The following is a 13,927-nucleotide window of genomic DNA, read 5'->3' on the forward strand; positions in this document are numbered from 1 at the left end:
TAGGGAGTTATTGACCTATTTTATAGGTCATTTTGATAAGTTTGGCATAAGCATAAAGCAGATAGCTTCTGGGCCAGTGTGAACTGCAACGGCAGAAGAAACATAGCACTTACTTGCAATCTCCAAGCCTTGAGCTTTGTAGGCATCAAAAACTTGTTGATTGTATTCATCATTAACACCATGTGCTATGTGGAAAAGCCAGTCATTAGCATTGTTTTTGTTTAAAGAAATGTTAGCAAAGTCAATAAATTTCTTGATTATTTGCTTGATTCCTGATTTCATACTTTTAGCAATACCACCAGTTGTTGCTTTTTTCATATAGAACTTAACATAAGGTTTGAGGGTTAAAAGTCTCATTGTTGATAGAAGAAATTTTCTAAGTGAACTAACTCTACCGCCTTTAATTACATAATCTACATTAGGTGGTAAGACAAAAATAAGTGATGATTCTTGAATTTTGTCTAATTCAGCAAAAACAATTTCCATATTTCCATCATTAGCTTCATAAACTTTACTAATATATTCAGCAATAACTAAATATTGTTCAGCGCCCCAGGTATTATCATAAACGTGTACGTTTGGATAGTCTTTTGCTATAAGTTTGGCTGTGTTGTATGCTGAAGAAAGACAGCTACTAATTCCTAGGACTAAAACATCATCATATTCCTTACTTTTAGCTTCAATAGCATTAGTAAAACTTTCAATTGTTGGCATAGATGATTTTAAATCTTTGCCTGCTTTAATTCTTTCAATTACTTCTTTTTGACTTAGTTCAATACCATCAACATATGAATTATCATCAATGGTGGTTATAAATGGGGCATAGCCATAGTTGTGCTTGTCTAAAAAGTCTTTAGACATGCAAGTAAATGAATCAAAAACAAAGCCTAATTTTTTACTACTCATTTATTGACCTTTCATATTTTAATTATTAAAAAATTCTGTGTTATTATACATTATAAAAATATTTTATTTTTAATCTTTGCACAACAATATTTTCTAAATTTTTGGGAATATTTTCATAAATAATTAAGTATTTCTTCATGCTAGATATTTTTCGTACAAATACTTGTAATTTTAAGTATGTTTCGGCATTTATTAAAACATTTTCGCATATTTCTTTTGAGAAAATAAAAGTGTTGATGTTAGCAAAATCAATAAAATTAAATAACTTCTCATCTAAATTGTCAATATATAACCCAATAGAAAGTTTTTTTAAATTTTTATCATTGCCAAGCTGATTTAAAAGCTTAGAAAAAAGTTCATAGTTAAAGTTTCTATAATGATATTTAAGCATTAAGATAGTATTTTCATTAAGGTATTTTGTAACTTTATCTAAATTAATATTGTTAGTTTCAACAATGACATAATCTTCATTGTTGGTTTCTGAAGAGAGCAAGTATTCTAGCCATAAATTGTTATATAAATATTTGTGTCATGGAGCATTTTTAAAAAAATCCATATCTTTGTTTGTAAAACCTAAAATATGACTTTTTAGAAATCTTATGTTAGATTGACTGCCATCATTATAATTTAATACATATATTGGATCTTTAGCATACTCTAACAATATATTTTTAGTTTCAAAAGCTTCTAACTTAGTTTTAAATTCATTATAGTGCTCTAAATGGTTATCATCATTGTAAAATCAATTGTAGTATTTTGAATTTAAGATATTGTTATCTAAATGATGGAGCAAATATTTTGCTTTAATATTGTATTCAGCAACTTCTTCTTTTTCAGAAGGCATTTTAAAAGTTAAAAGTGCGCAATTATTAAAAAAGGGATTAAATGAGTTTAGCAAGTTAACCTTATTAACCTTTTTTATAGCATTTTTGGTAAATTTATTAAGCAGCAATAATGAATTTGCTCCTATGATTAGATAAAGAATTCCGTCTTTAAAATAATGTCATCCTGCATGTTTTGTTAAATCCATCATTTTAATAATGTGGCTAATTTCATTGTTGCCAAGCCCATTTTGTAGATAAAATTCATTTACTGTTAATGCATATGATAAATAATACTTGTTTGGTAATTTTAAAATGTCATACTCTTCAGATAAAGCATTAAACATATTTTTATCACTATAATCCGGATGAAAGTTTCAATATATATTGCAATATATAAACTTTTTATCAGCTGAAGGATAAAGTTTTACCAAAAATGGTTTTTTGCCTAAATGAATATTAAAATGCCTATAAGACTTATTTATAGTGGAATTGGCATATTTTTCAACGTTAAGATTACAATATAAGTTATATCTTGAAGTTAATTTTTCTTTAAAAATATATTTTGAAAGCTTTTCTCTACTTTTAGGAGCAAAATAGCTTAAAAAATCTGCTAAATCAACTGTTTGGTTGTTTTTTATACCAATTTTATCATCATCAAAACTAGCCAAACCACTAAGATTATCACTGCTGAGCCTTATTACATTATTTTTTTCTAAATTTATTTTGAAAAATATTATGCCATTAGTGTTTATTGAATTTATGTATCTAATTTTACAGTAGATTAAAGTTGCAATGAATGTTACAAAAGCACTAAAACATAGTGCTATTATTGTTCATAAAAACAATTGTAAAACATTCATAACCATTATTATTCTCCAAATTTAATCATTATCTCTTAGCAATCTTACTGATTGGTGGTTTTTAGCTAAAGACTTAATGCCAGTAGTTGCAAAGTGAACAGTTATTGTATCGCCATTAACTTCTAAAACTTCACCTTCGCCAAAGAATGTATGACTTATAACATCACCAGCAATTATTTTTTTATTTCTTTTTCTAATTTGTTCTTCATCTTCTAACTCACCATCAACAAAGATAGAGTTGTCTTTTTGCAATATATGCTTATTAATGTCTATGCCCATTTCTTTTAAAAAGCGAGAAGGCTTTTTCTCAGTTTGTGAATAAAGAAGCAAGCCACGAGAGTCACTAACAAATAATTTTTCCTTAGCTCTAGTTATAGCAACATAAGCTAGTCTTCTTTCTTCTTCCATAGCTTCAGCAACTTTGTATGCTCTGTAATTTGGAAAAATATTTTCGCACATGCCAACTAAAAAGACATTATCGAATTCTAGCCCCTTGGCAGCATGCACTGTCATTAACGAAACATAGCTCATTGATTCATCTGAGGAATCAGAAGCAGAAATAAGAGAAATGTATTCAAAATATTCTTTAAGTCCCTTGTTAGGGTTAGTTATTTCTCAAGACTTAATTCCTTCTAAAAGTGCCCTGATATTTTCTTCTCCAGTACCCTTTAAGCCTACATCTTCATTAACATATTTTAAAAAACCAATTTCCTTTAAAAAGCTTTCTAAAACCACATGAATTTTATTGCCTTGGCGCAAAGCCGCCTTATACTTATTTACACAGTTTAATAATGCAATAATGTTGATAATAACTTCTTTAGGTACTGGCAATTCTTTATAGTGGGTAACTAAAGTTTTATATAGCGATAGATTTTTTTCATTAGCAAAGCTAACAATTTTGTTTATTGATGCCTCGCCAATTTTTCTTGGTGGCACATTGATAATTCTTTTAAGTTGCAAGTCATTGCCATCGTAAATAACTCTTAAAAATGCTAAAGCGTCCTTAATTTCTTTACGTTGATAAAACTTTTCACCACCGAAAATTCTGTAGTTAATTTTTTCGTTCATCAACTGTTCTTCAAAGTTTCTAGAGTAGCTATTAGAACGGTAAAAAATAGCAATATTTTTAAGCTGAATCTTTTGCTTTTTTAAGTCATTAATTTTTTGCACAACTCATCTTACTTCAGCCTCAGGGCTAAAAGCATGAATATATTCAATTTCATCACCATCAGGATTGTCAGTAACTAAATTTTTATTGAATCTGTTGCGGTTATACTTAATTAAGTTGTTAGCGGCAGCTAATATTTTTTTAGTTGAACGGTAATTCTTGTTTAAAATGATGGTTTTAGTGTTTTCAAAGTCTTTTTCAAAAGATAAAATCAAGTTAACGTCAGCACCACGTCAACGATAAATTGTCTGGTCAGGGTCGCCAACTATTGTAAGTTGTGCTTTTTGTGATGATAAATATTTAATGATTTCGTATTGAATTGCTGAAGTGTCTTGAAACTCATCAACTAAAATATATGAGTATTTCAAGGCTCATTTTTTTACAATTTCCGGATTTTTGTAAAAAAGTTCATTAACTTTAATTAATAAGTCATCAAAGTCTAAACTTTGCAAATGTTTAAGCTGTTCGTTGTAGATATTATAAATTTTAACAACGCTTTCGCCATCGCCATAAAATTCACTTTCAGGGTCTGAATTAATAAAGTCAATTATTTCTTCATCACTTGCATAAAGTTTGTTTTTAAGTCATGAGAAAAAGCGTGTTAAATTTTTGAAATTTGAATCAGTTGGCACTAAATCATGTTCTTTATAAATGTCTTTTAAAATTTTCTTTTTGTCATTATCATCAATAATTTGAAAATCATTTTTCAAATTAATATGGAATGCTTCTTCTCTTAGAATTTTTGCACACAAAGAGTGAAATGTTGAAATTTCTGCTGTGCCTTTGTTAAACTTAGTGTTTGTGTATTGTTTAACTCTTTCCGACATTTCTGAAGCCGCTTTGTTAGTAAAAGTTACAGCTAAAATGTGATCTGGAGAGATACCTAAAACATTAATTAGGTAGGCAATTTTTCTAGTTAAAACCCTAGTTTTTCCACTGCCAGCACCAGCTATTATACGCAATGGGCCATCAAAGTAATATAAAGCTTCAGTCTGTTCTTCATTCAAACTTTCAAAAATTTTAGCTTTTTGAATTTCAATAATCTTATTTTCAATCATGTGTGGTACCTCATTCTAAGAGTAACTAGGAAATAATGTTAAAAGGCTTATTATCAGCTTTAAACGGAACTAATTTAGGCATAATACTTTCATCATTATCATAGTGTTTTATTCATACAATTCTGCTGCCACTAAGAGAATCAACAATGCCTAAATTTTTTTTATTGACAATAATTACCAATGTGTCAATGAATAAAAATAGAAAATATAGTCCAACTATTGTTTGTAAAAATCTTTCTAGAAAAATGAAATTAATAGGAGCATTATCAGTATTAATAGGTGAGAGTAAAAATTTATAAAAATTATCAATCTGCCAAGGCATAATGAAAGCAAGAATTAGCAAAACTAAAAATAATCATATTCAAAAGGAAAACAAACTTCTTAGTAAATAAGATTTTATTAATGATTTTTTAGTGCTTTTATTTTCAGCATTATTTGTACATAAAATCTGAACTCTAAATGCAATCATCCAAATTGTTCTGCCTTCAAAAGCAAAGGGAATGACAATAAATAAAGCAAGAGAAATAATAATGCTAGAAAATCAAAAATAGTAATAGTTTAATAGTGGGATGTGTTTGTTATTAGTGGCTTTAATAACGCATAAATAAGATAATAGTGTAATTAATAAAAAGAATGTAATTAGATCTAAAAGCCTATAAAATAGCCTTATTCAAAAATTTACATTTTTGTGAAGCATATTATAATTCACCTAAAATATCACTTCATTTGTCAATATTTGGTAAGTACTTTAATGAATTACTTTCAATATTTGACTTAAGCATATAAATGTTTGTTTCAAAAAACAATTTGTCATCATTGTGCATTTTTTGTAAATGTTTATACAAGTCTTCAGCAAATTTTTTCGACCTTTTTTCATTATAGTTGATGTAATCAGTTATTACTGAAAGAGAAAAACGAGCTCTTCAAGTCTTGATTAATCCTGCTAAAAAGATTTGTAAAAAGTAATAATATGCATACTTAATTTCTTGTTGTAATTTTAAATTATTCATTTTTACATAGCTTAACAATTCATTAAATTGATAGATAAAATTGTTTGGAGCTAATCACATATCAGATTGGATATTTTCGCGAACAATAACTTCATTTGTGTAAGCATATGTGCTTGCATTGATTAAAAGTAAGTAGTTTAAGTAAACTTGTAATTTAGTGTCATTAAGCTCTCTTAATTTAAATTTAGGCAAGCTGTTTAATAACTTTGTTTTAAATACTTTGTTGAAAATAAATGGATAAGAGTATGCAACAACTTCAGGATTTTTACTTAAAGCAAAAATTTTGTTTGGCTCTAATCTAGGAAAAGGCTTTCATCTAATTGTATTAACTAAACGAGGTCTAAATTCAACAATATCAGCATCATATTTACTAATTGTTTCTAAAAGTTGTCTAACAAATGAAACAGAACCGTCATTATCAGGGAAATAAATGTATGAGTGCTTTGCTCTAATTAAATGAAAAGCAGCAACAATGTCTTTATGAATACTGCGTCTTTTGCTATTTGTTATAAATTTAAGCCGTGAGCCAAAAAACTGCAAGTACTTTTCTAAAGCAGCATACATATTTTTACCTGTGTTAGTCAAAACTAAAACAATTTCAAAATCTTGGTTATCTTGCTCTCTTAAAGTGCTCAAAACATCTTTAAGCACAATGCTATTACCAATGTTTGGAACAATTAATGCTAATTCCATATTTTCTCCTTACATTTTAATGTTTCCACTTGTTCTTGGATATGGTATTACATCTCTAATGTTATCTACACCAGTTACATACATAACTAGTCTTTCAAATCCTATTCCAAAACCTGCTGACCCAGAGTGACCAAAACGACGAAGGTCTAAATATCATTGCAATTCATCTTTGCTTATGCCAACTTCTAGTGCTCTTTCTAAAAGTTTTTCATATCTAGCTTCACGTTGGCTTCCACCTATTAATTCTCCAATACCTGGCACTAGCAAATCAAAGGCTGCAACTGTTTGATTATCACTATTTTGATGCATATAAAAAGCTTTAAACGATTTAGGGAAGTTGATTATGGCAACTGGTCCATGTGCAATTTCTTCAGCTAGGTACTTTTCATGTTCAGTTGCAAAATCAAGGCCAAATTTGATATCTTTGTTTTCAAATTTATCTTTAACTTTTTCTAATTCAACTAATGCATCTTTATAATCAAGAACCATTAACTTTTTCTTTATAAAAGAATTAAGACGCTCTAAAAGTGTGCTATCAACATTATTTTTTAAGTACTCAAATTCCCTAGGATGCTTGTTTATAGTATTTTTAATAACACTCTTAAGTAATTTACTTGCTAGATTAATTACTTTTTTAAGGTCATAAAATGCAACCTCAGGTTCTATCATTCAAAATTCAGCAGCATGTTTTTTAGTATTTGAGTGCTCTGCACGGAAAGTTGGAGCAAAAGTGTACACTTTTTCAAAACCAATTGCATAGCTTTCAGCATGTAATTGACCTGTTACCCCTAGAGTGGCATTGTTGTTTCCAAAAAATGGCTGTTCTTTGTTACCATCATTAACATAAAATTGCTCACCAGCTCCTTCACCATCATTACTCGTAATAATTGGTGCACTAAAGTTTAAAAAACCATTTTCAGCAAAGAATTTGTGAATTTCTAAGGCTAAAGTTGAACGGATTAGCATAACACATCTTAATAAGTTTGTTCTGTGTCTTATATGCGGTATTTCTCTTAATGTTTCAAGGTTAATTTCTTGCTTTTGAATAGGAAAATCATGGTCAACATTTTTTAATAAAACAAATTTTGATGCCAAAATTTCTAATGGTTGTTTAGCTTTTGGGGTTAAAACAATTTTTCCATAAACTTGAACAGCAGCACCAATTCTTACTTCATCTAGCAACTTAAAATCAAATTGATCACCTTTTAGTGTTGCTTGGACATTTTCAACAGTCGAGCCATCTGAGATTGTCAAAAATCTGATTTTATTATTGCCTCTGTTTGATACAACTCAGCCTTTTAAAACTACATTAGTATCTTTATATTGTCTTGGTTTTTCAAAAACATGTTTTAATGCAATTTCACTCATAAACGCCCCTTAATTAATATTAAGATTTAAAATAAATATAAGAAAATATATTAAATTAAGTATATATTAATTCTACCACATTATGGCCTTGTTTCTTCTAGCTTTTGCATCCATTTATGGATGCATTTTTTAAAATTAAGCTACTTTGACTTACCATATTTTGTAATTAGTAAGAAATTAATAATAAAATGTTCTAAAAGTACTATAAAACAGCCATAGAAGACAAAAACAAAATCAAAATTATTCAAGTAAAAACATTATTTATTCAAAGTTTTTGGAAAATAGACTAAAATTTATAAGTAATTGATATAAATGGCTGTTTTATTGGTTTATATGTCATTTACTTATCCTATTTTAATTATATAACTAAGGAAATAATGTCAGCATTAACTATAGTTAATTTGATTTTTGGTGTTCTTGCATCATCATTAATGGTCATAATTTGTATTCCACAATTAATTTCTGTTTTAAAATCAAAGTCAGTTGGAAATATATCATATGGAACTTTTTTAATTTATTTCTTTGGGGGCGCTCTATTTATTTTGATTATGGTGCTTAAAAAAGGAATAGGTTCTTTTGAATTTGATGGTATCAAAAATCCCGATTCAGATCCAATAGTAAATATTGTCGGAAACTGGCTATTTATGGTATTAATGTCTACAACTATTACTTCATTTTTAATTTATGATAAAAACAAATCAAAAGCATTTAAATATTCAATTGGCTTTTGCATATGAATAATCTCTTTAGTTTTCACAATTTGATTCATTTTAGCTTACTCAAGTAATAAATTTAGAGTTAATTTAAGTCCAGATTCAGTTTTATTAACAATCTTTACAGTTTGTGCTACAGTTTGTACATCATTGCCTTTCACACTGCAAATAATTAAGACATTAAAAACTAAAAGTGCTGAAGGACTAAGCATACTTATGCTTTATGTCGGAATGCTCATTAATGCCTGTTTAGCAGTATATTTAGGAACATTACTACCTTTTAAATCATCTATGTGATTTGTGTGTGTTATCTTCTCAACTTTAGCAATTGTTGTGTATATTGTACAAATAATTTTATACTACTACTATAAGAAAAAAGCTAGCACAAATAGCACATGTGAAAATTTAAACACTGTGAATGCTTAATTTAACTAATATGGCTGTTTTACAGCCTTTTTTGTTTATTTATGAAGCAAAGTTATTTGCTAAATGTTTGCTAATAATTCATTTTTAAGTAATATAACTTTTAATATAATAAAATATATATATTAATAAAAATATAAACTAAGGAGTATTATGGCTTTAATTGACAGAGACCCTGAAGTTGCAAAAGCTAGAATCGAAAAAAGAAAAGCAATGTTAGCTAAGCTTCATGAGCAAAACATTAATGAATTAAGTAATCCTGCTTTAATCCGTGATGAAGATGTTCCAATTCACAAACATTGTGATGATCCATTTTGCAAAATAGCTTTAGAAACAATGCCTAAAGATGAAAAACGCAAGAAGCTAATTCTTAAATGAATAGCCATAGTAACATGCATTTTAGTAATAATTGCAGCAATAATTATTGCAGCATCGATAGGTACACTTGGAAACTGAGAAAGCGAGAAGGCATAATAAATGAACAGTGAATTAATTTTACTTATTGTAATTTTATGCTTGCTAGTAGTTATTTTGCTAGTTGTTTCATTACCTAATCTTATATCGCTTTTTAATGCTAAAATTAAGAAACCACGTTATGACAAATTAGGCAAAAGTAGTCAAATTCGACTTATAAATCAGCTTCGTGAGGCAGTAGAGTATTTGTCAAAAAACAAAATAGGCGCCTTAATTACAATTGAAAACAATGACAATATTGAAAATTTAAGAACTGATGGCGTAATAATTGATGCAAATATATCATCTAGCTTACTAATTTCAATATTTAATAAATATTCTCCTTTGCATGATGGGGCAGTAATTATTAGAGATAATAAAATTTTATATGCTGCTACGTTCTACAAAATTACTAAAAAATCAATTAATAATCAATATGGGGCGCGTCACAGAGCAGCAATGGGTATCAGTGAGCTTTGCGATGCTACCACAATAGTAGTTTCTGAAGAAACAGGGTTTATCAAACTTATTAAAAATGGAATTTTTTACAATGTTAAAATTGAGCAATTCCAAGAACAATTAATTAAATACTTAAAGGACTAAAAAATGACTGAAGATCAGATATATGAATCCCCCCTTGAGGTCGGAACTGACGAATTAAAAAAGGTAATAGCAACTCTTAATGTTAATGGTGCTAGAGAAATAGTTGAAACATATCCAGATGCTGATATTGCATCATCATTAGAATCATTAGAATTAAATGAACAACTAATATTTCTACGTTTACTAACAACTTCATCAGCTGCATCAATTTATAGTTATTTAGATGAAGATGTGCAGGTTGAATTAGCTAAAAGTTTTACTGAAGACTGAGGAATGAAATTGTTGCAAGAGCTTCAATCTGATGAATTAGTTGACGTTTTAGATGAATTACCATCCAATGTTGCAAGTAAAGTTTTAGCTTACACTAGTGCTGAAAAAAGAAATGAATTAAACAAGCTCTTAAGCTACAATGATGATGAAGTTGGAAGCATTATGAGCATTGACATCTCTAGCTTACCTAGCTCATATACTTGTGAACAAGCTCTTAATAAAATACGTAGAGATTATAAGAAAAATCAAAAAGAATTAGTTCACTATTATTTTGTTGTAAGTGAAACCAATAAATTATTAGGTGTACTTACTTTAGAAGAAATAACTTTTGCTGAGCCAAGCGAAAAAATTGAAGATATTTACTCGCCTGTAGCATTTGTGCACACTAGCGAAAAGAAAGAAAATGCAGCTAAAGTATTTAGCGAGCAAGATATGTCAGTTTTACCTGTTGTTAACCATGAAAAAAGATTGATAGGTATGATAACTAGTGATGATGTTATTGACGTAATTCAAGATGAAGTTACCGAAGATCTCTATAAAATAGCCGGAATCAGCAACAAGGTTATTGAAAATGATTATATGAAAATGCCTTGATATAAGATTGCTCAATCTCGTATTTTATGACTTTCATTATTATTAATTTTTTCAACTATTACCCAAATTATTATTCACTGAGCACTGCATTCAACATACATTACGCAAAAAGCTGCTGATAGTGCCTCATTTGCTACATCACTAACAGTAGCTTTTGCTGCTATTATCCCTGTGCTTAATAACAGCGTTAAAAATATGGGCTTGCAGTCAAATATTAGTATTTCCCGTGCTATTGCTTTAGATGAAATTGACAAAAAAGACTTTACAAAAGTAGTTTTAAAAGAATTATTAGCCGCCACAGTGCTTGCAATAGTATTAGCGGTAGTTAATGTCGCAAGATTAAGTGCATATTTTGCTGCTACTAAAGACTTATTATCAGATGAAAAATTTAAATATTTAGCTCTTATAATTGGAACTTCAGTTGCTCTATTTATATCAATTATACTTTCATCATTATTTGGTTCATTATTACCAATTTTATTAATTAAAGCCAAAAAAGACCCTTCATCTGCATCAGTTATTTTGCTAAACTTAGTTATAGATTTTATAACAGTATTAATTACATTTGGGATAACTTACGGAATATTAGTGTCTTTAAGTTAACAGTCCAAAAAGCCTGTTTTATAGCCACAAAAAGTTATTTTGTGGCTTTTATTTATTTAAAAAAGCACCCAAATTAGGCACTTTAATTAGTAAAACTCTACAAAACAAATTCGAATGTTATGTGGCTTAAAATCTAAAAGAGTTTCAAAATTCTTAGTTATCTCTTCTCTTAATCCTTCAATAGCATTTTTAAGCAAGTAACCTTTTTTAACTTTAACATCAATAATAAAAGTGGCATTTGACTGATCAGGAAGAAATGTTATCCTAGGAATATTAGCTAACTTAATTTCTTTGATTTCAGCTACAGCATTATTTATGAGGCTCAAAAGAGCTTTTTCAGTAATAGAAACTCTTTCATTAGTTCCAAAAGAAGTTGAAAGAAAATTCATTACTTATTTGCCCTTCCGACATATTTGCCTGTTTCAGTTGAAACAATGATTTTTTCGCCTTCGCTAATAAACATTGGAGTTTCTAGTTCAAAACCTGTTTCTAATTTAACTTTCTTTTGTGGGTTATTTGCTGTGTTTCCTTTAACAGCATCTGGAGCTTCAGTAACTTCTAAAACAACATTAGCATCTAATTCAATATCAAGAATTTCTTCTTTGTATTTTCTAATTTTTACAATCATTCCTTCTTTAAGGAAATTAAGTTCTCATTCAACATGTGAAACTGGAATTTCAACTTGTTCATATGTTTCAGTGTCCATTAAAATAATGTTTTCACCATCAGAATATAAGTAGCTCATTGGTCTTTTATCAATGTGTGCACGTGAAACCATAACACCACCAGTGTATGACTTAATAACTGTACTTCCAGTTCTTAAATTTTTAACCTTTGCCTTAACATTGGCTTGACCTCTACCTTGTTTTGAGTGTTGAGCTTCCAAAACAACAAAAATATCGCCATCATCTTCAAAAGTAATTCCAGGTTTAAAAGTATTTACATTAATCATCTCGACTCTCCTTAATACTTACAGGACTATAAAATAGATGTTTTTGTAAAAATGCTTTATTAATAAATTAATCCAAAAACTATTCTTATTTTTGTTTTAGTTTACACTCAGCATTAATTTTTTATCTTAATATTAAAAAATTATAAATTAGAAATTGCAATTATGAAAGAAATTCAATTAAAAAAGAAGTCAATTTAATCCCCTGTTGGTTTTTATTTTTTAGCAAATCTTAAGATTGTTTGCAGTCCTTAATTTTCATTATTTCATTGTTTTATAGGCAAATTGTTCAAAATAAAAGTATTTTTTATATAATTGAGAAAGCTTAATTAATAAGGAGTACTATATGAAGAGAGTTGCAATATTTTATAACGCTGGAACAGAATTCCCTTGAGTTTTAAAACACCCTAAAAAAGAAGAAATAATTGGTCAATTTAGAAGCAGAAAAGATGCTGTATTTTGATATATAAGCTTTAAGCTTGAAACATTAATTTTGTTGTTAAATGAAAAAAATGAACAAGTTGGACAAATTGCATATATAAAAGATCCCGATTACAACAATAAATTTATTATGATTCCTCAATCATCAGGTTTAGATGCTAATGAAACATACAGTTCTTTATGTGAAGAATTTGAAATTGATCCACTTAAGTTTTATAAACTAAATACTGATGCTGAAATTGATGAATACATTAAACATTTGAAATTTTCATATAGTGCAGACCCTAAAACATATTTTGAATCAAGATATGAAATCAAGAAAAGAAGTAAAGAAGAATATCTAAATGCTGACGCAAAAGTTAAAATAAAACAAATTGAGTTAGCTGGCTTATCTGAGCTTGATAGACATACCCGTTCTGAAGCTGCAAAAGAATTAGATGATTTATCAGTAACAAATACAATAGTTATTGAGCCTAGTGTTAGTGTTAAAGAAAATGCTATGAGTGTTATGAAAAGTGGAATAACTTCAGAAAAAGAAGTTATGTCTGAAGCCAGAAATGAAGCTGCAGAAAAAGAAGTTATGTCAAGCAGCGTAGTGATTGAAAAAGAAAAAGTTGCTGATAGTAAAGAAGCTATGATGTCTTCAGATGAAGCAAAAAGTGCTCAAACTGATTCATCAATGCAAATGCCAGCAACAATGTCAAGTTCTAAAAAACAAAAATCAGTTGGCAGAATTATTGGATATGTCATTTTAGCTCTTATAACACTTGGAGTAATAACTTTTGGAGTAATTTGCCTACTTGACTGACTTGGTACAACTGATTTATTACCTTTTATTTCACCTAAATAATGATTATTTTGCATATTTAATTATTTTCTCTATATAATTATTTATGCACTTTTGCCCGAGTGGTGAAATTGGCAGACACGCTAGACTAAGGATCTAGTGAGGCAACTCATGCAGGTTCAAGTCCTGTCTCGGGCACCATAT

13 protein-coding genes and 1 tRNA gene are annotated in these 13,927 nt (G+C 28.7%); 6 read left to right on the forward strand and 8 right to left on the reverse strand.

Annotation, left to right across the window (positions count from 1 at the left end):
* Positions 1-15: 15 nt before the first annotated feature.
* The 6 genes from MAGB_RS03745 to asnS all read right to left on the reverse strand — a co-directional run bounded on the left by MAGB_RS03745 (position 16) and on the right by asnS (position 7,887).
* Positions 16-906 (reverse strand): DegV family protein, encoded by an 891-nt coding sequence (locus MAGB_RS03745; protein ID WP_004024453.1) that lies wholly within the window; start codon positions 904-906, stop codon positions 16-18.
* 43 nt (positions 907-949) lie between these two features.
* The gene (locus MAGB_RS03750; RefSeq protein WP_235750749.1) at positions 950-2,590 is read right to left on the reverse strand and encodes an MHO_4530 family protein; all 1,641 of its coding nucleotides are present in this window, start codon (positions 2,588-2,590) and stop codon (positions 950-952) included.
* Positions 2,591-2,611: 21 nt separating this feature from the next.
* Positions 2,612-4,816, reverse strand: coding sequence for a UvrD-helicase domain-containing protein (locus MAGB_RS03755; RefSeq protein WP_004024455.1), 2,205 nt, complete (start codon positions 4,814-4,816; stop codon positions 2,612-2,614).
* Positions 4,817-4,841: 25 nt separating this feature from the next.
* The gene (locus tag MAGB_RS03760; RefSeq protein WP_235750750.1) at positions 4,842-5,285 is read right to left on the reverse strand and encodes a hypothetical protein; all 444 of its coding nucleotides are present in this window, start codon (positions 5,283-5,285) and stop codon (positions 4,842-4,844) included.
* A gap of 229 nt (positions 5,286-5,514) precedes the next feature.
* Positions 5,515-6,519, reverse strand: coding sequence for a glycosyltransferase (locus MAGB_RS03765; protein ID WP_004024457.1), 1,005 nt, complete (start codon positions 6,517-6,519; stop codon positions 5,515-5,517).
* A 9-nt stretch (positions 6,520-6,528) separates the two neighbouring features.
* Positions 6,529-7,887 carry an asparagine--tRNA ligase gene (gene asnS / locus MAGB_RS03770; RefSeq protein ID WP_004024458.1) on the reverse strand — a complete coding sequence of 453 codons (1,359 nt, stop codon included), beginning with the start codon at positions 7,885-7,887 and terminating at the stop codon, positions 6,529-6,531.
* Positions 7,888-8,264: 377 nt separating this feature from the next.
* Here asnS and MAGB_RS03775 point away from each other — a divergent pair, with 377 nt between their 5' ends.
* The 4 genes from MAGB_RS03775 (at position 8,265) to mgtE (ending at position 11,546) form a co-directional block, all read left to right on the forward strand.
* A complete protein-coding gene (locus MAGB_RS03775) occupies positions 8,265-9,026 on the forward strand; it encodes a PQ-loop domain-containing transporter (protein WP_004024459.1) in 762 nt (253 codons plus the stop codon).
* A 150-nt stretch (positions 9,027-9,176) separates the two neighbouring features.
* Entirely contained in the window at positions 9,177-9,497 is a 321-nt protein-coding gene (locus MAGB_RS03780; protein ID WP_036433353.1) for a hypothetical protein, read from the forward strand.
* A gap of 3 nt (positions 9,498-9,500) precedes the next feature.
* Entirely contained in the window at positions 9,501-10,079 is a 579-nt protein-coding gene (locus tag MAGB_RS03785; RefSeq protein ID WP_004024461.1) for a diadenylate cyclase, read from the forward strand.
* Positions 10,080-10,082: 3 nt separating this feature from the next.
* The gene (mgtE, locus tag MAGB_RS03790) at positions 10,083-11,546 is read left to right on the forward strand and encodes a magnesium transporter (protein WP_004024462.1); all 1,464 of its coding nucleotides are present in this window, start codon (positions 10,083-10,085) and stop codon (positions 11,544-11,546) included.
* An 86-nt stretch (positions 11,547-11,632) separates the two neighbouring features.
* Here the strand turns inward: mgtE and MAGB_RS03795 are convergent, their stop codons facing one another.
* Entirely contained in the window at positions 11,633-11,935 is a 303-nt protein-coding gene (locus tag MAGB_RS03795; protein WP_004024463.1) for an MMB_0454 family protein, read from the reverse strand.
* A complete protein-coding gene (gene efp, locus MAGB_RS03800) occupies positions 11,935-12,498 on the reverse strand; it encodes an elongation factor P (RefSeq protein ID WP_004024464.1) in 564 nt (187 codons plus the stop codon). Before efp ends, MAGB_RS03795 begins: the two co-directional genes overlap by 1 nt.
* 343 nt (positions 12,499-12,841) lie before the next feature.
* Here efp and MAGB_RS03805 point away from each other — a divergent pair, with 343 nt between their 5' ends.
* A complete protein-coding gene (locus MAGB_RS03805) occupies positions 12,842-13,786 on the forward strand; it encodes an MAG3090 family protein (RefSeq protein ID WP_004024465.1) in 945 nt (314 codons plus the stop codon).
* Between the two features lie 53 nt (positions 13,787-13,839).
* Positions 13,840-13,924, forward strand: a tRNA-Leu gene (locus tag MAGB_RS03810).
* Positions 13,925-13,927 lie beyond the last annotated feature (3 nt).

Origin of the sequence: Mycoplasmopsis agalactiae 14628 (assembly GCF_000266865.1) — a bacterium.
Classification (GTDB): Bacteria; Bacillota_I; Bacilli_A; order Mycoplasmatales; family Metamycoplasmataceae; genus Mycoplasmopsis; species Mycoplasmopsis agalactiae_A.